This window comes from Nocardia sp. NBC_01503, from assembly GCF_036327755.1.
GTDB lineage: Bacteria > Actinomycetota > Actinomycetes > Mycobacteriales > Mycobacteriaceae > Nocardia.
In genome coordinates this window covers 1932233-1950534 of sequence record NZ_CP109596.1, presented here as the reverse complement: position 1 = coordinate 1950534, position 18302 = coordinate 1932233, and the positions used below count along the sequence as shown (strand labels likewise).

Sequence of the window (18302 nt, the reverse complement as noted above, 5' to 3'; positions counted from 1 at the left end):
GTCTTATTCGAGTCGGCGGCTTACTTTTGATGCGACCGAATTGTCGCGTTCCTTGGCAGAAAGCACAAAGGGTTTGTGCAACAGCACATATAAGTTTGTGCACACAGCACAATGGTGCACTTGTCGCAGATAGTGCATTGGGGGCGAAACGCTCACATCACACAAAACGACATAGTGCACAGTTCTTCGGCTCTATCTCGGCCCCCGTGATGTGGGCAGGGAAATGCCAGGAATGTGCATAATGCACCGGCGCGGCGATCTACGCCACATGACCTCAGCACGCTGAGGCCGGTGCAACACTCTTCAGTCGGCCGAATGGCTCCACGATGAGAGGCGCTGCCCTGCAAGCAGCGCCGTCATCTAAACCTGATCGGGCACCCTGCAGTACCTGATCGGGCATGGAGCAGCCCATGTACCGGATAGGCCCGGTGCGACCTCCGAGACGGCCGCGCCGAGATGCCCCGGTACGGGGCCTATTCCGTGCCGTCCGGAGGAATTTCGGGCAGCCCTTCGCTGGCCCGCAACTTCTCCGCCATAGAGGTGAGGAGGTTCTGTGATTCTTCGGAGAGGTCGAACGCCCTACTCGACAGACGACGAAGTCCATAGCCCTGCAGCTGGGACAGCAGTTCGAGATCGTGATCGATCTTGGCCGCGTAGATGTCGTTGAAGAAGTAGTCCGGTTTCACCTTGAAGAACTTCGCCAGCGCGGCCACCGTCTCGTCAGAGGGGTTGGTCCGCTGTCCCGACCGCAACTGCGAGAGATACGGTTTCGAGATCGGATGGCCGGAGGCCGTGAGCGCCGCCGCCACCTCTGCGTTGGTGTGCGGCTTACGCCCCGGGGGATGCACGGTTTCGAACAGCTTGTTCAGCCGCGCCGCGAAATCAGCCATTGTGAGCCGCCCAATTCCCTTCGCTGTACTAACAGTCGTTATCTCGGATACGTATCATTGATATTAGCGGCTCAGTAACTGAAAACCTACGCCTGATCCGCGATTTCCTTGAAGCTTCTAGGCGGTGATCCGGTGAAGCTGCCGTGGCTTGGGTGTTTGCGGGCCAGCGCCACCGTTCTTGCGGAGGGCTTAAGAGTCCCGGTTCTGGCCCGTCGCGAAGGTCTTCCACGACGGGCCGTCGGTAACCTTAAGATAGCTGACGTCTCATCTTCTTGTCTGTACCCGAGTTTGTGTGGCGTACGCCACGTTTCACGACAAGTGGGATGAACGTTCAACCTCGGCCGAATTTGATTGATCTGGCCTAGATTCGCTCGATGATGGTGCCGGTCGCGAGCGCGCCACCGCAGCACATGAGGATCATCGCGGTCTGCTTGCCGGACCGCTCCAGCTCGTGCAAAGCCGTTGTGATGAGCCGAGTTCCGGTGCTGCCCACCGGATGCCCGATCGCGATCGCGCCACCGTTGACGTTCACCCGATCCAGATCCGGCTTGTGCACCGACGCCCAGGACAGCACCACGGAGGCGAAAGCTTCATTGATCTCGAACAGATCGATATCGCCGATGCTCATACCGCTGCGCTCCAGCAGGCGCTCACACGCCTGAACCGGTCCGTCCAAGTGGAATTCGGGCTCGCCGCCCACCAGGCACTGCGAGATGATCCGCGCGCGCGGCCGCAAACCCGCACGCTCGGCGGCCTTTTCGTCCATGAGCAGCACGGCCGAGGCGCCGTCGGAGATCTGCGAGGAGGAGCCCGCGGTGTGAATTCCGCCCTCCAGCACCGGCTTCAGCTTCGCCAGGCCCTCGCGGGTGGTCTCGCGCAGACCCTGATCGCGGCTGATGTCGGCGGTCTCGCCGGTGAGGTTGCCCTCCTTGTCGACCTGCGGCGCACCGACGATGGTCAGCACCTCCCGATCGAAACGCCCCTGCGCCCACGCCTGCGCGGCCAGTCGCTGCGAGCGCTCGCCCCACTCATCGGTGTCGTCGCGAGTGATACCGCGCCGCTTGGCAATTCGCTCGGCGGCGGTGAACTGGTCCGGCATGTCGATATTCCAGGAGGCCGGGCGGCGCGGGCCCGCGTGCGTTCCGACGTTGGCGCCCAACGGAACATGGCTCATGGACTCCAGGCCGCAGGACACGCCGACCTCGATCGCGCCGGTGGCGATGAGCCCCGCGACCAGACCGGTCGCCTGCTGCGCCGAACCGCACTGGTTGTCGATGGTGACCGCGCCGGTCTGCCACGGCAGTCCGGCGTGCAGCCACGCCGTGCGGGTGACATTGTTGGACTGTTCGCCGACCTGCATGACGCAGCCGCCGATAACCTGCTCCACGAGCGCGGGATCCAGCTCGGCCCGCTCCAGCAGGCCCTTCTGCGCCGCTCCCAGGAGTTCGGCGGCGTGCAGGCCGGCCAGCCAGCCGTTGCGCTTGCCGATGGGAGTGCGCGCGGCCTCGACGATGACGGGTGTACCCACGATGGTCTTCCTTCCGGATCAGAACTGGAACAAGTTCTCTACAGGTAATGTAAGTCTTTTTTGGTTCCTTCCCTAGTCTTACCGCCTGTGCTTGAATAACGGTAGAACGTGTTTCAGTTAGTCAAAGGAGACAGCTGGTGGTCGACACCCAATCCCGCCCGAACGTGCCGGAAGGATTCGACGTCACCGACCCCGACATGTGGCATCAGCGCGTGCCGGTCGAAGAACTCGCCGAACTCCGTGCGGTGGCACCGATCTGGTGGAATCCCAAGTCTCCCGAGAAGGGCGGCTTCGCGGACGACGGCTTCTGGGTCATCAACAAGCATGCCGACGTCAAGACCGTCTCGCGCCGCGATGACGTCTTCTCCACCTACGAGAACACCGCGATCCCGCGCTTCCAGGACGACATCACCCGCGAGCAGATCGAACTGCAGCGTTTCGTGCTGCTGAACAAGGACGCCCCGGAGCACACCAAACTTCGCAAGATCATCGCCAAGGGCTTCACCCCGCGCGTCATCAACGGCCTGCGCGCCGAGCTGACCGCGCGTGCCGAGGCCATCGTGAAGGCCGCGGTCGAGTCCGGCACCGGTGACTTCGTCGAGCAGGTCGCGGCTGAGCTGCCGCTGCAGGCGATCGCCGAATTGATCGGCGTGCCGCAGGAAGACCGCATGAAGCTTTTCAAGTGGTCCAACGATATGACCAGCTATGACGATCCGGACAGTGATGCCGATCCGGTGGTCGCCTCCACCGAGATCCTGGGCTACTCGTACCAAATGGCGGAGGCTCGCCGGGCCTGCCCGGCCGACGATATCGTCACCGAGCTCATCAACGCCGATATGGACGGCGAGGCGCTGCTGCCGGAGGAGTTCGGCTTCTTCGTCATGATGCTGGCCGTGGCCGGTAACGAGACCACCCGCAACGCCACCACGCACGGCATGATCGCCTTCCTCGAAAACCCCGACCAGTGGGAGCTTTTCAAGGCGCAGCGCCCCCGCACCGCCGCGGACGAGATCATCCGCTGGGCCACCCCGGTCAGCAGCTTCCAGCGCACCGCGCTCGAGGATGTCGAGGTCAGCGGAGTGCAGATCAAGAAGGGGCAGCGGGTGGTGCTCTCCTACCGCTCCGCCAACTTCGACGAGGAGGTGTTCGAGGATCCCTACACCTTCAACATCCTTCGTGATCCGAACCCGCACTTGTCCTTCGGCGGCACCGGTGCGCACTACTGCATCGGCGCGAACCTGGCACGGCTCGAGGTCGAGATCATCTTCAACGCCATCGCCGACTTCATGCCGGATATCACCAAGCTCGGCGATCCCAAGCGGTTGCGTTCGGGTTGGCTGAACGGCGTCAAGGAATTCCAGGTGGACTACAAGCCCAAGGGCGGCGGTTGCCCGGTCGCGCACTGACGCGCGAAAAAGACTGACCTGCCCTGCCTCTCACAACTCAGGGCAATAAGAAAGGAGCGGGAGACTGGAATCCGGTCTCCCGCTCCTTTTCTCGCGAAGCGTCTCCGCAAAGATATTGTGCGCCGCCCGCGTACGCGGGCGGCGCACAAGAATCTACGCGGGGTGCATGGTCTTCATGGCGCGCTCGGTCTCCCAGAAAGCGCGCAGGGCCGCGATCTTGCCATCCGGGTTCACCCGGTAGGTGAAAACGCCTTCGGCATCGATGATCTGGCCGCCCATGGTGGTGCGAATGCGGCCGGTGTAGACGACCTCGCTACCGCAGGCGAAGGAATCGTCGAAGAGGAATTCGATCTTGTCGGTCTGCGCGATCGCCTTGTCCCAGAACGCCGCGATGGCTTCGGGGCCACGGTGACCGACGCCCTCGGGATCGAAGAACGAGGGTCCGACCGGATCCTCGACAATGCCGTCGGCGGCGAACAGCGCCACCCAGGCTTCCTTATCCTTGGCGCGCACCGCGGACTGGGACGCGGTACCGGCTACCCGTGCGGGATGCTCACTCACGGCTGCTCACTCCCGACCACCCACATCGAGAAGTACTGTGAGCCACCGCCGTACGCGTGCCCGAACGCCTTGCGTGCGTTCTCCACCTGGTAGTCGCCCGCGCGGCCCATGACCTGCTTGGCGGCCTCGGCGAAGCGGATCATGCCCGACGCTCCGATGGGGTTGGAGGAGAGCACGCCGCCCGACGGATTCACCGGAAGCTTTCCGCCGATGGCGGTTTCGCCCGCATCGGTGAGCTTCCAGCCCTCGCCCTCGGGCATGAAGCCCAGGTTCTCCAGCCACATGGGCTCGAACCAGGAGAAGGGAACGTAGATTTCGGCCGCGTCGATCTCTTCCAGCGGATTGGTGATCCCGGCCTGCTTCCACAGCGCGGCGGCGGCGGCCTGTCCGGCCTTGGGGTTCACCTGATCGCGTCCGGCGTAGGCGAGCGGTTCGGTCCGCATGGCGGTGCCGTGGATCCAGGCCACCTTCTTGCCGGTGGCCTCGACGGCCTTGGCCGAGGCCTCGTCACCGATGACGATGGCGCACGCGCCATCCGAGGACGGGCAGGTCTCGTCGAAACGGATGGGGTCCCAAAGCATTTGGGATGCCATCACCGATTCCATGGTGATGTCCGGCTGCTGCAGGTGCGCGAGCGGGTTCCGCGCGCCGTTGCGGCGATCCTTCACCGCGACCATGGCGCCGATATGCAACGGCGCGTTGGCACGGCGAATGTAGGCGCGCACGTGCGGGGCGAAGTAACCGCCCGCGCCCGCGCCGACCGGCATGGTGAACGGGACCGGATTCGACAGTGCCCACATGGCATTCGACTCGGACTGCTTCTCCCAGGAGAGCGCGAGCACCTTGCCGTGCACGCCCGCCTGCACATGGCTGGCGGCCACGACGGCCGTCGAGCCGCCGACCGAACCGGCGGTGTGCACGCGCAGCAGCGGTTTTCCGGTGGCGCCCAAGGCATCCGAGAGGAACAGCTCCGGCATCATGGAGCCCTCGAAGAAGTCGGGGGCCTTACCGATCACCACGGCGTCGATATCGGCCATGGTCAGGCCGGAATCCTCGAGCGCACGGTCGATAGCCTCGCGGAGCATGCCCGCCATCGAGACATCGGACCGCTTGGTCACGTGATGCGTCTGGCCGGTGCCGAGTACGGCAGCGGGGTTGGTCATGAGCGTGCCTCCAGGGTGGCGACCAGGTTCTGCTGCAGCGCCGGACCGCTACTGGCATGTGCCAGTGCGCGATTCGCGGTGCCATTGAAGATTTCGGTGGCGGCGAAGCCGATGCGCTCGAGCCCGGCCGCGAACATCGGATTACCCGAGAGCGGGCCACCGGACGGGTTGATCCGGGTGGAGCCGTTCAGCCCCAGCGCCCGCGCGAGGATGAGCTCCTCGTGGCTGAACTGCGCGTGCAGCTCGGCGATATCGAAATCGGTTGCGCCACCGTTGATCGCGGCCTTGGCGGCACGCTCGGTGGACTGCGAGACGGTCAGATCGCGCGCACCCAGGATGGGGGAGTCGATGTAGTGCGCGATACCGCTGATCCAGGCCGGACGCTCGCGCAGTTCCCGTGCCTTGTCGCCGACGGCCAGCACGATCGCGGCAGCGCCATCGGTAATGGGCGCGATGTCATGGGCGCGGAACGGATCGGCCACATACTCCGCGGCCAAAAGCTTTTCGACATCCTGCTCGGTGCGCGCGGTGGCGCTGCCGCCCTTGGCGGCGGCATTGGCAGCGGCGCGCGCGGCGACCTCGGCCATCTCGCGCTCGGTCCAGCGACCGGAGTCGATACCGGTACGAGCCTGCAGGCCCGCCATGGAGACCGAGTCCGGGCCGAGCGGCGCGACCAGGTACGGATCGGTCTGCAGCGTCAGCACCTGGCGCAGCGTGCCCGCCGAGGCCTTGCCGAAGCCGTAGACCAGCGCGGTCTCCGCCTGCCCGGTACGCAGTTTCACCCACGCCTCATACAGCGCCCAGGCCGCGTCCATCTCCACGTGCGATTCGTTGATCGGCGGCACCGCGCCGATGGAGTCGATCGCCGAGATGAACGAGAAGGCGCGTCCGGCAAGGTAATCCGAGGAGCCCGAGCACCAGAAATCGATATCGGACTTGGTGATGCCGAGATCGGCGTAGAGCTCGGTGAAGCACGGCGCCAGCATCTCGACGCCATTGGTGGTGCCGAAGGTCTCCGGCACATGCGGTGCGTGGGCGAACCCCACCACCGCGATCTCAGTTGCGTTGCCGCTCAAGGTAATTCAACGCCTCTCTACAGGTGGTGCGCGAACGAGTCGTACTCGGCGTCGGGTTCGCCGGTGGGCCGGAAGTGGTCGATATTGGCCATCGACAGGCCCCACTCCTCGCGCGGCTTCCACACGGCCTCGACCTTCATGCCCATGCGGACCTCACTCGCCTCCACGCCCAGCACCAGGTGCAGGAACGGGATGTCGGTGCCGTCGAGCAGCACGTACGCCGCCACATACGGGGGTTTGAGGCGCTGGCCCATGAAGGGCACGTTGACGATGCAGAAGGTGGTCACGATGCCCTTGTCGGACACCTCGACGTAGTCGTCGGTCGGCTCACCGGTGCGCGGATCCGCGCCGCGCGGCGGGAAGTAGACCTTGCCGTCCATCCGGGCCCGCGCGCCGATCAGCTTGCCCTCGGTGAGCCCCTTCAGGAAGACGGTCTCCTGCGGTGCGGCGGTGTGCTTGAAGGAGAGGTCGATCGGAGTGATGATGCCGGTCACCGGCTCCGCGTCGGCGGCGGAATCGGCGGGGGCGGTGGAGGTCTCACCCGGTTCGAAACAGGCGATGTCGTGGATGTCGCCGGTCCGTTCGGCGGCCCAGCGGGCGCGTACCCGCATACCGGTGCTGATATCGGCCGGTGAGGCCACATCCACCGCATGCAGCAGGGCGGTATCCGCACCGTCCAGCTTGATGAGCGCGTAGGCGAACGGGCGGTCGAAGGGCTGGCCCGGCAGCGGTTCGGCCACCCAGCTCCACGACTGCACGGTGCCGATATCGGCCACGTCGACGAATTCGGTCAGGGCATCCGCGGTGATCGGATCGAATTCCGCGGGCGGCACGATCACGCGCCCATCGGAACCGCGCACCCCGACGACCCGCCCGGCACGCAATCCGGTGAGGAAGCGTCCGATGGTCGGTCCGGTGGAGCGGGTGTAGTCGAACTTCATCACCAGCGGTGCTGCGAGTACTTCGGTGTTCCCCAGAGTCACGCGATCGAGTAGAACAGGTTCTAATGATGGTGGCAAGAGCCCACATGGGAAGGGAACCGGACATGCGCTTTGGGTTGCAACTCGGATACTGGGGCGCGCAGCCGCCCGCCAATACCGCGGAGTTGGTGGCGGCCGCCGAGGAGACCGGATTCGACGCCGTCTTCACCGCCGAGTCCTGGGGTTCGGACGCCTACACCCCGCTCGCCTGGCTGGGGTCGAGCACCAGCCGGGTCCGCCTGGGCACCTCGGTCGTGCAGATGTCCGCGCGCACGCCCACCGCCACCGCCATGGCCGCGCTGACCCTGGATCACCTCAGCGGTGGACGGCATATTCTCGGGCTGGGCGTCTCGGGTCCCCAGGTGGTCGAGGGCTGGTACGGGCAGTCGTTTGCCAAGCCGTTGCAGCGCACCCGCGAATACGTCTCGATCATTCGGCAGGTCCTCGCGCGCGAGGGCAAGGTGCAGAGCGACGGACCGAACTTCCCGCTGCCCTACAACGGTGCGAACGCCACCGGATTCGGCAAACCGCTCAAGTCGATCACCCATCCGCTGCGCGCGGACCTGCCCATCTGGCTCGGTGCGGAGGGCCCCAAGAATGTGGCGCTGACCGCGGAGATCGCCGATGGCTGGCTGGCCATCTACTACACCCCGCGACTGGCCGATATGTACAACGGCTGGCTGGATGAGGGCTTCGCCCGCGCGGGTGCCCGGCGTTCGCGGGAGGACTTCGAGATCGCCGCGACCGCGCAGGTCATCCTGACCGACGACACCAAGGGTGAACTGGATCGGTTGCGGCCGTTCTTGGCGCTGTACATCGGCGGTATGGGTGCGGAGGATATGAACTTCCACGCCGAGGTGTACCGGCGGATGGGCTACGGCGAGCAGGTCGATGAGATCACCCGACTGTTCCGCACCGGACGCAAGGACGAGGCGGCCGCGGCGGTGCCGGACGAGCTGATCCTGGACACCACGATCATCGGCGATGAGGCGCATGTGCGCGAACAGTTGAAGGTGTGGGAGCAGGCGGGCGTCACCATGCTGCTCGTCGGCGTGCGGGATGTGGCGCAGTTCGAGCGGTTGAAGCCGCTCATCCAGTCGTAGAACTCGTTCTAGATTGGCAGCCCACCCGGGGCGGGGTTCGTACCCGCCCGCCCGGGTGGGTTCGCTTTTGTCATGTTCCTTTTCGGCATGCCTGGCCGTAGGCTGTGGCAGGGGCCACACCGGTTTGTCCGATGAGCGGGAAATCGCACCTTGCGATTAGTGAGAACACGTTCTATTTTCGACCTGTGAGCTACAACATAGCGGACCTTGTCGAGCACGCCATCGATCTGATGCCGGAGCGGGTAGCTCTGGTGGACGACCACCGGGAATTCACCTACGCCCAGTTCGAAGCGCGCTGCAACCAGCTTGGCCATTACCTGCAGGAACAGGGCGTCAAGCCCGGTGACAAGGTAGGCATCTACGCGCGTAACACCATTGAGGCCGTCGAGGCCATGGTGGCGATCTTCAAGATCCGCGCGGTGGTCATCAACGTGAACTACCGGTACGTCGAGAACGAGCTGCAGTACATCTTCGAGAACTCGGACATGGTCGCGCTCATCGCCGAGCGTCGCTACAGCGACAAGATCGCCAATGTGCTGCCCAAGGTCCCGGCCATCAAGACCGTGCTGACCATCGAGGACGGCACCGACCTGCCCGCGCCCGCCGGTGCGGTCGAGTACGAGACGGCCCTGGCGGCCAGCTCCGATGTGCGCGACTTCGACGAGCGCTCGGCCGACGACATCTTCATGCTGTACACCGGCGGCACCACCGGCCTGCCCAAGGGCGTCATGTGGCGGCACGAGGACTGGTGGCGCGTACTCGGCGGCGGCATCAACTTCGTCACCGGCGATCGTGTCGAGGACGAATGGCAGCAGGCCAAGGTCGGCGCGGGCAACAGTCAGCTGGTGCGCTACCCGATCCCGCCGCTGATCCACGGTGGTTCGCAGACCGCGGTGTTCCACAGCCTCTTCGACGGCGGCAAGGCCATCATGCTGCCCGAGTTCAGCGGGCACGGCGTGTGGCAGGCCATCGACAAGCACAACATCAACCTGATCTTCATCACCGGTGACGCCATGGCGCGGCCGATGCTGGACGCGTTGAAGGCCGGCAACCCGGAAACCGGTGAGCCGTACAAGCATTCGGCGCTCTGGGCGATGGCCTCCAGCGCCGCGCTGTTCTCGCCCACGCTCAAGGACGAGTTCATCGAGCTGCTCACCACCACCATGATCACCGACTCCATCGGCTCCTCGGAGACCGGTTTCGGCGGTCTGTCCGTGGCCACCAAGGGCGCCACCCACACCGGCGGCCCGCGCGTGAAGATCGACGCCTCCACCAAGGTCATCGACAATGAGGGCAATGAGGTCGAGGCGGGCTCCGGTAAGACCGGCCTGATCGCCCGCACCGGCCACATTCCGCTGGGCTACTACAACGACCCGGTCAAGACCGCGGCGACGTTCAAGGAGTTCAACGGGATTCGCTACTCCATCCCCGGCGACTTCGCCCGCGTGGAGGAGGACGGTTCGGTGACCATGCTCGGTCGCGGTTCGGTCTCCATCAACTCCGGTGGCGAGAAGATCTACCCCGAAGAGGTCGAGGGCGCGCTCAAGGCGCATCCGGAGATCTTCGACGCGCTCGTGGTCGGCGTGCCGGACGAGCGCTGGGGCCAGCGCGTGGTCGCGGTCGTGCAGTGCCGTAGCGAGAACCGGCCGACCCTGGAGGACCTGCGTCCCACGCTGACCCAGGAGATCTCGTCCTACAAGATGCCGCGCAGCCTGTGGTACGTGGACGAGATCAAGCGCTCTCCCGCGGGCAAGCCGGATTACAAGTGGGCCCAGGCGCAGACCGAGGCCCGCGAGGCAGACAACCACTCGCACGCCCCGAGCACCAAGTAGGTCGCCGAGTAAGTCTCGAGCACTCCTGAGACTCCTGTGTCCGCCTGTTGCGAAATGGGCGGGCACAGTCGTTTTCGCTCTCTATTTCTTGTCGGTGCCTTGTGCCAGAGTGTTTGGCATGAGCGAGACAGGCGGCGGATCCACCACGATCACCGACGAGGTACTCAAATCCTTCGAGGGTCATCGGCGTGAGTTGTGCGCCTACGCCTATCGAATGCTCGGCTCCTCGTTCGAGGCCGAGGACGCGGTACAGGAGACCTTCACCCGGGCGTGGAAGTCGTACGACGCGTTCGAGGGCAGGTCGAGCGTGCGGTCCTGGCTCTACAAGATCTGTACCAATGTCTGTCTGGACATGCTCGACGGTCCGCAGCGCCGCGCCCGGCCGATGGATCTCACCGGTGCGAGTACACCCGACACCCCGCTGCCGCCGCCGGAGCCGGATTACGTATGGGTGGAACCGATTCCGAACGGTCTCGCGTTCGGCGCGGACCCGGCCGAGGCCGCCAGCGCGAAGGACACGCTGCGCCTGGCTTTCGTCGCCGCGGTACAGCATCTGCCCGCCACTCAGCGCGCCATCCTGATCATGCGCGAGGTGCTGCGTTTCTCCGCCAACGAGACCGCCGATATGTTGAATGTGTCTCCGGCATCGGTCAACAGCGCGCTGCAGCGTGCCCGCGCCACCATGTCCAAGGCGCAGGAGGTCTCCACCGCCTCCGATGTGTTCGACGAATCCAATGCGCGGCAGCGCAAACTCGTCGACGATTTCGTGGCCGCGTTCGAGTCCTACGATATGACCGCGCTCACCGAATTGCTCAAAGCCGATGTGGCACTGTCCATGCCGCCGTTCTCGCTCTGGATCTCCGGCCCCGAGAATGTCGCGCAGTTCATGCTCACCACCGGTTCGGCCTGCCGCGATTCCCGCATGATCCCCCTCGGCGCCAACGGAATGCCCGCCTTCGGTCACTACAAGCCCAGCGCCGACGAGCCCGGTGTCTGGGTCCCCTGGTCGATCACCGTGCTGGAGCTGGACGGCGATCGCATTGCCGGTCTCAACTTCTTCTTGGATACCGACCGCCTGTTCCCGCTTTTCGGACTTGCGCCGGAACTGCGGTAGAACTGGACTCCGTCGCCGCGTAGGTGGATGCGCCGGGGTGGTCCGGCGCAGCGCGACGACATGCGTGAACGGCCCGCGGGGAGAGATCCCGGCGGGCCGTTCGCATCTCACATGGACGAGAGTTCAGTTCGCACCGGGGTACGCCATGTGGAAGGGCTCCCACTGGTGGCCGTCGGGGTCCAGGAAGGTGCGGCCGTGCATACCCACCTCGGCCTCCTGGGCGCGCTTATCGGCATTGACCTCCTCGGTGCCGCCCGCCGAGAGGGCGGCCGCCACCAGGCTGTCGACCTCGGCGGCGCTGCCCATGGACAGGGCATAGAGGCCACTCACAGTGGCGGTGGTGTCACCGATCGGGCGGGTGCTGAAGGTGGTGAAGAAGTCCTTGGTGAGCAGCATGGCGCAGATGTTGTCGTCGATGACGATGCAGGCCGCGTTCTCGTCGGTGAAATCCTGATTGACCTTCCAGCCCAGCGTCTCGTAGAAGTTCTTGGACCGCTCCAGATCGGCGACTGGGAGGTTGATGAAGATCATCTTGCTGGCCATGGTGTTTCGTCCTCTCATCCGCAAACTCTTTGCGCGTCCGTAGGTGTCACAGGTGAGGACGAGGCACACGAGGGAAACTAATCGGTGCGCCTTCGGTGTGGCCTGTGACACATGATTTGGCGATCGGGAAGTCGCCACGCCGCCGACCGTGACAGAGTGGCTGACAGGAGGTGCCTGATGAAGCACAGCTACCTGGTCGCCCTTACCGGCAGCGGTGGAACCGTGCCGTCGGAGCTGGGGGTGGTGCGCAGGCTGGTCGAGCGCGGGCACCGGGTCACCGTGCTCGCCGAGGAGTCCCTCGCCGCCGAGGTCACGGCCACCGGTGCGCGCCCGCGCTCGCGAGCGGGCGCGGGCTTCGCCCGCGATACCGTCGCCGAAATCGACTCCGAGCGACCGGATCTGGTGCTCGCCTCCTACTTCGCGTTCGGGGCCATGGTGGCGGCGCAGGCGCGGGACCTGCCGTTCATGGTGCTCATACCGGGTATCTACCCGCTGCCGGTGGAGGGCGGACCGCCGCCGGGCACCGGATTCGGGCGGGCCGGGGGACCGGTGGGACGCTGGCGGGATCGGCTGGTCGGATCCATGGTGCAGCGGCGCTGGGATTCCGAGCTGCTGCCGCAGTTGAACGCATTGCGCGCGGATTTCGGGCTGGAGCGGCTGGCGCACTATCAGGATCAGGTCCAGCTGGCGCACCGGCAGCTCGTATTGTCCAGTGAGGCGTTCGATTTCGTGGCGCAGCGGCCGGACGGGGTGCGCTATGTCGGACCCATTCTGGATGATCCGATCTGGGCGTGCGATGCCGAGTGGACGCTCCCCGAGGGCAGCGATCCGCTGGTGCTGGTCTCGCTCTCCAGTACCGAACAGCGCCAGGCCGAATGCCTGCAGCGGATAGCCGATGCGCTCGGGCGGCTGCCGGTGCGCGGGGTGATCACCACCGGTCCCGCGGTGGAGGTCACCGCGATCACCGCACCGCCCAATGTGTCGGTGCTGCCCGCGGCCCCGCATCACGAACTCATGCGGCATGCCAGTGTGGTGATCACGCACGGCGGGCACGGCACGCTGGCGAAGGCGTTCGCCGCCGATCTGCCCGTGGTGCTGCTGCCGCACGGCCGTGATCACGCCGACAACGCCGCGCGGGTGCGTGCGCATCACGCCGGAATCACGTTGTCCCGCACCGCGACTCCGCAGCAGATCGCCGCGGCGGTGCGAAAGGTGCTGCGCACTCCCGTGCACTATCGCGCCGCCGCCGAGCTCGGCCGGGTATTGCGGCGTGACGCCATGAGCGATCTGCTCATGCGTGAATTGGAGCCCTCCGCCGACCACCCCGACCCGATATTCGATCGCATTCTCCCGGTGCGCGAATTCGAATCCTGACGGCGTGGTGCCCAGCGGTACCGGGCGCACCCGGCCGAACGGGGTTTACCGTGATCGGCATGGACTATCTGGCCCTGCTCTGCGCGAAGCTCACCGAATTCGGTGAGCTCATCACGCCGGAAACCGATCTCGCCGCGCCGGTGCCGTCCTGCGGCGACTGGACCTTCTACGACCTCACCGATCATCTCGGCCAGGGCAATATGTGGGTGGTGACCGCCGTCGCCGAGCTGCGCGGTGACTATCAGGGGGCGCCCGCACCGAAAGACGCTGTGGCACTGCGGGAGTGGTACGACGAGACCGCCGATGCGATCGTCGCGGCGCTGTCGGCGGATCCTGAGCAGGAGGCGTGGACCTTCACCCGTTCCATGCCGCGCACCGTCGGATTCTGGCGTCGGCGGCGGGCGCTGGAAACCCTCATGCACCTCTGGGACGGTCAGCACGCGCTCGGCGAGGCCGAGGCCTTCGCCACCGATCTGGCGGTCGACGGGATCAATGAGGTCTTCGAACTCTTCGCGCCCCGCATGATCGACCGCGGTCTGGCCGCCGCACCCGAGGCCGCGCTGCGGGTACGCGCCACCGATATCGCCGAGAGCTGGATCTACGGCCCGGGTGAGCCGGTCGCCGAAATCGCCGGTACCGCTTCGGATCTGCTGCTCGCACTGTGGCAGCGGCTGCCCGCGAACGATCCGGCGCTCGCCTGGGGCGGGGATCGCGTCGCCGGGGAGAAAGTCCTCGCCGGACCCTTGGTTTCCTGAACCTCGAGGAGCTCTCCGTCATCCCGGCATGCTTTTGGCCGGATCCACCGGTTCTGTTGGAGCACTGTGGATCCCGGCCAAGCGTGCGCTGGGATGACGAGGTGGGCCGTGCCCGAGAGCGGGGTGGGCGCATGCGAAAGGCGGCGGCACCGAAGTGTCGCCGCCCCGCATTGCCCTGTGCCGCGCGGTTACGCCTCGGCGAAGGAGGCGCCCAGGGCGCGCAGGTGATCGGTCGCGCCGCCGAGCGCGAACTCATTGTGCTTGGCGGCGGTGAAGTACTGGTTCACGATGTGGTCGCGGTCGATGCCGACGCCGCCGTGGACGTGCACGACGGTGTGGGCGATGCGGTGCCCGGCATCGGCGGCCCAGAACTTGGCGGTGTGCACCTCGGCGGTGGCGGGCTGCCCCTCGGCCAGCAGCCAGGCGGCCTGCTGAACGGCCAGTCGAACACCCTGGACGTCGATGTAGGCGTCGGCGAGGCGCTGCGCCACGGCCTGGAAGCTGCCGATCTTGCGATTGAACTGCTCACGCTCGCGGGCATAGTCGGCGACGAGCTCGAGGCCCTTCTCGACGACGCCGAGCTGGGTGGCGGCCAGGCCGAGCCAGGCGCGCTCCAGCAGCCAGTTCAGGATCTCCGCGCCCTGGGACAGGGTGCCGACCAATTCGGCCGGGGTACCGGTGAATTCGACCTCGGCCTCGGGGGAGCGGTCGGTGACGATCTGATCCTCGACCCGCACCGAGGCATCGGACGGATCCACCAGGAAGACGGCGGGGACGCCATCGACGCTGGCGGACACCAGGATTCGCGCTGCCTGGCGGGCGAACGGAACCGTGGTCTTGAGTCCGGTCAGCCGCCAGCCGCCATTGTCGGCAGCGGAGGTGACCGGCTTGTCGAGCTCCCAGTTGCGCTCTTCGCTCAGTGCCGCGGTGAGGATGATCTCGCCGCTCGCGGCCTGCGCGGCCAGTGCGCGCTGCGCCTCGGAACCGAACCGCGCGAGCGCGCCCGCGCCGAGCACGATCGACCACAGGTACGGCACGGGTGCGACGGACTTGCCGATCTCGCGCAGGATGGAGGTCTGCTCGAGCACGCCGAAGTCGCTGCCGCCCACCGTTTCCGGCAGTGCCGCGGCCAGTACGCCGGTCTCGCCGAGCGAGTTCCACAGTGCTTCGTCGAAGCGCACCACCGGGGTGCCGGCCGCTTCCTTGTTCTTGTCGAGCTCACGCAGTCGGTCGGCGGTGACGAGCTTGCCGGTGACCTCGGCGGTGAGGCGGGCCAGATCCTGCTGCGCCTCGGTGAGAGTGAAATCCATGATGGTTACCTTGGTTTCGGCGATGTGGGCGTCAGGCCCGGAGGCGGCAGCTTGCGTTACCACGCAGGGTCCGCTCACATCGCAAAATTGGCACAGCTAGCGCGTGGCGGCGGGCTGCTTGAGGGCGGTCATGGCGATGATGTCGCGCTGCACCTCATTGGTGCCGCCGCCGAAGGTGAGGATCAGGCAGGCGCGGTGCATACGCTCGAGGCGGCCGCGCAGCTGCGAGCCCGCGGAATCCTGCCGCAGGTACGCCTGCGGGCCGAGGATCTCCATGAGCGCGCGGTACGCCTCGGTGGAGAGTTCGGTGCCGTACACCTTGGTGGCGGAGGCGTCCCACGGCCGGGGCGCGGCGTCGCCACCCTGGTCGGCGCGCGAGGCGATCTCCCAGTTGGTGAGCTTGAGGTACTCCACCTTGGCGTGCACGCGGGCCAGCGCGATCTGCACCCATTCCTGGTCGATGACCCGGGAACCGTTGGCGGTCTTGGTGTTCCGCGCCCATTCGGTGACCTGCGCGACCGCCAGGCCCAGCGGTGCGGCCGAGGTCAATGCGACGCGCTCATGGTTGAGCTGATTGGTGACCAGCCCCCAGCCGCCGTTCTCCGGCCCGACCATATCGGAGTGCTTGACGCGCACGTCCTGGTAGTAGGTGGCGCTGGTGTCCGGTCCGGCCATGGTGTGCACCGGCGTCCAGGAGAAGCCCTCGGCCGTGGTCGGCATGATGAACATCGAAATGCCCTTGTGCTTCTTGGCATTCGGATCGGTGCGGGCGGCCAGCCAGACGTAGTCGGCGTAGGCGATGAGGGAGGTCCACATCTTCTGCCCGTTGATGATCCAGTCGTCGCCGTCACGCACCGCGGAGGTGCGCAGTGAGGCGAGGTCGGTGCCCGCGCCCGGCTCGGAGTAACCGATGGCGAAGTGCAGCTTGCCCGCGGCGATCTGCGGCAGGAAGAACTGCTTCTGCTCCTCGGTGCCGTAATGCATGATGGTCGGCGCGACGGAGTTGATGGTCAGGAACGGCACCGGGGCGCCGGCGATGGCGGCCTCGTCGGTGAAGATCAACTGGTCCATGGTGGAGCGATCCTGGCCGCCGTACTGCTTGGGCCAGCCCAGGGCGAGCCAGCCGTCGCGGCCCATCTCCTCGACGACTTCGCGGTAGACATTGCCCTCGCCGTACTCACCGGTCTGGGATGACAGCGCGGCCCGGCGTTCGGGGGTGATGAGTTTGGCGAAATATTCACGCAGCTCAGCACGAAGCTGTTCCTGTTGCGGCGTGTATGCGATCCGCATAGCGATACCTCTAGCCTTCGTTATCAGGGTTCAGCCGATCATTGCACAGCAGGTGAAACATGTTCCAGTATCAGCTCGTGTAAGGCCGCACTTCCTACCCCGCGTGGGGCTGGTGTTGTTAGGCTCGGCCCACTGTTGTGGCAAAGGAGTTGGCTATGAAGGTCACTGTTGATCTCGACCAGTGCGAGGCGAACGGCATCTGCGTCGGAATCGCCCCCGACGTCTTCGAACTCGATGATGACGACGTTCTGCACATTGTCGGAGCGGAGGTTGCGCCCGGTGATGAGGAAGATGTGAAGACGGCCGTGGCGCAGTGCCCGAAGGCCGCTTTGAAGCTGGTCTGACCCCAGCCTTGCTCGCTGGGTGTAACACGTTCTAGAGTCGGCCCGGTGAGTACTGATGTGAGTCTTACCGGCCGAGTGGCGATCGTCACCGGTGCGGGTGCCGGGCTGGGCCGGGCCGAAGCCTTGGAGCTGGCCCGGGCCGGTGCTTCGGTCATTGTGAACGACCTTGCCGAGAACGACGCGGTCAGCGCAACCCTCGCCGATATCCGCGCGCTCGGCGCCAAGGCGGAGTTCGTGGCGGGCAGTATTGCCGAATCGGCCACCGCCGACGCGCTGATCAGCACCGCCGAGGAGACCTTCGGCGGCCTGGACATCGTGGTCAACAATGCCGGTATCACCCGGGACAAGATGTTGTTCAACATGTCCGACGCCGATTTCGACGCGGTCGTCGCCGTCCACCTGCGCGGGCATTTCCTGCTGACCCGTAATGCGGGCGCGTACTGGCGGGCCAAGTCCAAGGCGGCGGGTGCGCCGGTCTACGGCAGCATCATCAACACCTCCTCCGAGGCCGGTCTGCTCGGCCCCGCCGGACAGGCGAATTACGGTGCGGCCAAAGCCGGTATCACCGCGCTGACTTTGTCTGCCTCGCGCGCGCTGGCCAATTTCGGTGTGCGCGCCAATGCCATCGCGCCGCGTGCGCGTACCTCCATGACGGAGAATGTCTTCTCCGCGGCCCCCGAAGAGGGTCCGGATCCGCTCTCGCCCGATCATGTTGCTCGCCTGGTGGCCTATCTGGCCTCGCCGGCGGCGGCCGCCATCAGCGGTCAGCTCTTCGTCGTCTACGGCCCGATGGTGGCCCTGATGGCCGCCCCGATCGTGGAGCAGCGCTTCGACGCCGAGGGGGAGTGGACCCGTGCGGGTCTCGCCGCCACGCTCGGCGGATATTTTGCCGAACGCCCCGCCGGAGCCACTTTTTCGGCGTCTGCGCTGATGGATCTCGGTTAGTCGACCCTTTGTACCGGTAGCGGGGGGTTTCTCCCCCGTTTCCAGGTTGATCACGCGATCAATCGTTGGTAGGAATGGGAATCAACTA

General features: G+C 65.8%; 17 protein-coding genes. 8 read left to right on the top strand and 9 right to left on the bottom strand.

Annotated elements, in window-relative coordinates; all coding sequences use genetic code 11:
• Positions 1-473: 473 nt before the first annotated feature.
• Both OHB26_RS08680 and OHB26_RS08675 read right to left on the bottom strand, forming a co-directional pair.
• On the bottom strand, positions 474-890 hold the full coding sequence (locus OHB26_RS08680) for a helix-turn-helix domain-containing protein (RefSeq protein ID WP_011207048.1): 417 nt from the start codon (positions 888-890) through the stop codon (positions 474-476).
• A gap of 361 nt (positions 891-1251) precedes the next feature.
• The gene (locus OHB26_RS08675; RefSeq protein ID WP_330183683.1) at positions 1252-2418 is read right to left on the bottom strand and encodes a steroid 3-ketoacyl-CoA thiolase; all 1167 of its coding nucleotides are present in this window, start codon (positions 2416-2418) and stop codon (positions 1252-1254) included.
• A gap of 197 nt (positions 2419-2615) precedes the next feature.
• Here OHB26_RS08675 and OHB26_RS08670 point away from each other — a divergent pair, with 197 nt between their 5' ends.
• Entirely contained in the window at positions 2616-3824 is a 1209-nt protein-coding gene (locus tag OHB26_RS08670; protein ID WP_330185543.1) for a cytochrome P450, read from the top strand.
• A gap of 153 nt (positions 3825-3977) precedes the next feature.
• Here OHB26_RS08670 and OHB26_RS08665 read toward each other — a convergent pair whose 3' ends face one another.
• Genes OHB26_RS08665 through OHB26_RS08650 form a run of 4 tightly spaced genes read right to left on the bottom strand, consistent with a single transcriptional unit; the run spans position 3978 to position 7607 of the window.
• Positions 3978-4385, bottom strand: coding sequence for a nuclear transport factor 2 family protein (locus OHB26_RS08665; RefSeq protein WP_330183682.1), 408 nt, complete (start codon positions 4383-4385; stop codon positions 3978-3980).
• Positions 4382-5548 (bottom strand): thiolase domain-containing protein, encoded by a 1167-nt coding sequence (locus OHB26_RS08660; protein ID WP_330183681.1) that lies wholly within the window; start codon positions 5546-5548, stop codon positions 4382-4384. The genes OHB26_RS08665 and OHB26_RS08660 overlap by 4 nt, the downstream gene beginning before the upstream one ends.
• Positions 5545-6624, bottom strand: coding sequence for a thiolase domain-containing protein (locus OHB26_RS08655; protein WP_330183680.1), 1080 nt, complete (start codon positions 6622-6624; stop codon positions 5545-5547). The genes OHB26_RS08660 and OHB26_RS08655 overlap by 4 nt, the downstream gene beginning before the upstream one ends.
• Positions 6625-6641: 17 nt before the next feature.
• Positions 6642-7607 carry a Zn-ribbon domain-containing OB-fold protein gene (locus OHB26_RS08650; protein WP_330183679.1) on the bottom strand — a complete coding sequence of 322 codons (966 nt, stop codon included), beginning with the start codon at positions 7605-7607 and terminating at the stop codon, positions 6642-6644.
• Positions 7608-7669: 62 nt separating this feature from the next.
• On the opposite strand from OHB26_RS08650, the gene OHB26_RS08645 reads away from it, so the two are divergent.
• From OHB26_RS08645 to OHB26_RS08635, 3 genes are all read left to right on the top strand, one after another.
• Entirely contained in the window at positions 7670-8707 is a 1038-nt protein-coding gene (locus tag OHB26_RS08645) for an LLM class F420-dependent oxidoreductase (protein ID WP_330183678.1), read from the top strand.
• A 185-nt stretch (positions 8708-8892) separates the two neighbouring features.
• Entirely contained in the window at positions 8893-10539 is a 1647-nt protein-coding gene (locus OHB26_RS08640) for an acyl-CoA synthetase (protein WP_330183677.1), read from the top strand.
• A gap of 118 nt (positions 10540-10657) precedes the next feature.
• Positions 10658-11653: a sigma-70 family RNA polymerase sigma factor gene (locus OHB26_RS08635; protein ID WP_330183676.1), complete on the top strand. Its 996-nt coding sequence runs from the start codon at positions 10658-10660 to the stop codon at positions 11651-11653.
• 123 nt (positions 11654-11776) lie between these two features.
• Here OHB26_RS08635 and OHB26_RS08630 read toward each other — a convergent pair whose 3' ends face one another.
• The gene (locus OHB26_RS08630) at positions 11777-12196 is read right to left on the bottom strand and encodes a VOC family protein (RefSeq protein ID WP_330183675.1); all 420 of its coding nucleotides are present in this window, start codon (positions 12194-12196) and stop codon (positions 11777-11779) included.
• A 177-nt stretch (positions 12197-12373) separates the two neighbouring features.
• Here OHB26_RS08630 and OHB26_RS08625 point away from each other — a divergent pair, with 177 nt between their 5' ends.
• Positions 12374-13570 (top strand): glycosyltransferase, encoded by a 1197-nt coding sequence (locus OHB26_RS08625; protein ID WP_330183674.1) that lies wholly within the window; start codon positions 12374-12376, stop codon positions 13568-13570.
• 59 nt (positions 13571-13629) lie between these two features.
• A complete protein-coding gene (locus OHB26_RS08620; RefSeq protein ID WP_330183673.1) occupies positions 13630-14325 on the top strand; it encodes a maleylpyruvate isomerase family mycothiol-dependent enzyme in 696 nt (231 codons plus the stop codon).
• 188 nt (positions 14326-14513) lie between these two features.
• On the opposite strand, the gene OHB26_RS08615 is transcribed toward OHB26_RS08620, so the two are convergent.
• Positions 14514-15635, bottom strand: coding sequence for an acyl-CoA dehydrogenase family protein (locus OHB26_RS08615; protein ID WP_330183672.1), 1122 nt, complete (start codon positions 15633-15635; stop codon positions 14514-14516).
• A 96-nt stretch (positions 15636-15731) separates the two neighbouring features.
• Positions 15732-16925, bottom strand: coding sequence for an acyl-CoA dehydrogenase family protein (locus tag OHB26_RS08610; protein WP_330183671.1), 1194 nt, complete (start codon positions 16923-16925; stop codon positions 15732-15734).
• A gap of 155 nt (positions 16926-17080) precedes the next feature.
• Here OHB26_RS08610 and OHB26_RS08605 point away from each other — a divergent pair, with 155 nt between their 5' ends.
• Both OHB26_RS08605 and OHB26_RS08600 read left to right on the top strand, forming a co-directional pair.
• Entirely contained in the window at positions 17081-17269 is a 189-nt protein-coding gene (locus OHB26_RS08605; RefSeq protein WP_330183670.1) for a ferredoxin, read from the top strand.
• Between the two features lie 45 nt (positions 17270-17314).
• Positions 17315-18214: a 3-oxoacyl-ACP reductase gene (locus tag OHB26_RS08600; RefSeq protein WP_330183669.1), complete on the top strand. Its 900-nt coding sequence runs from the start codon at positions 17315-17317 to the stop codon at positions 18212-18214.
• The last annotated feature ends 88 nt before the right edge of the window (positions 18215-18302 follow it).

Coding starts and splice junctions, on each gene's coding strand:
- OHB26_RS08605 (WP_330183670.1), top strand. CDS start 17,081: ATGAAGGTCACTGTTGATCTCGACCAGTGCGAGGCGAACGGCATCTGC.
- OHB26_RS08635 (WP_330183676.1), top strand. CDS start 10,658: ATGAGCGAGACAGGCGGCGGATCCACCACGATCACCGACGAGGTACTC.
- OHB26_RS08620 (WP_330183673.1), top strand. CDS start 13,630: ATGGACTATCTGGCCCTGCTCTGCGCGAAGCTCACCGAATTCGGTGAG.
- OHB26_RS08610 (WP_330183671.1), bottom strand. CDS start 16,925: ATGCGGATCGCATACACGCCGCAACAGGAACAGCTTCGTGCTGAGCTG.
- OHB26_RS08625 (WP_330183674.1), top strand. CDS start 12,374: ATGAAGCACAGCTACCTGGTCGCCCTTACCGGCAGCGGTGGAACCGTG.
- OHB26_RS08680 (WP_011207048.1), bottom strand. CDS start 890: ATGGCTGATTTCGCGGCGCGGCTGAACAAGCTGTTCGAAACCGTGCAT.
- OHB26_RS08645 (WP_330183678.1), top strand. CDS start 7,670: ATGCGCTTTGGGTTGCAACTCGGATACTGGGGCGCGCAGCCGCCCGCC.
- OHB26_RS08670 (WP_330185543.1), top strand. CDS start 2,616: ATGTGGCATCAGCGCGTGCCGGTCGAAGAACTCGCCGAACTCCGTGCG.
- OHB26_RS08660 (WP_330183681.1), bottom strand. CDS start 5,548: ATGACCAACCCCGCTGCCGTACTCGGCACCGGCCAGACGCATCACGTG.
- OHB26_RS08615 (WP_330183672.1), bottom strand. CDS start 15,635: ATGGATTTCACTCTCACCGAGGCGCAGCAGGATCTGGCCCGCCTCACC.
- OHB26_RS08630 (WP_330183675.1), bottom strand. CDS start 12,196: ATGGCCAGCAAGATGATCTTCATCAACCTCCCAGTCGCCGATCTGGAG.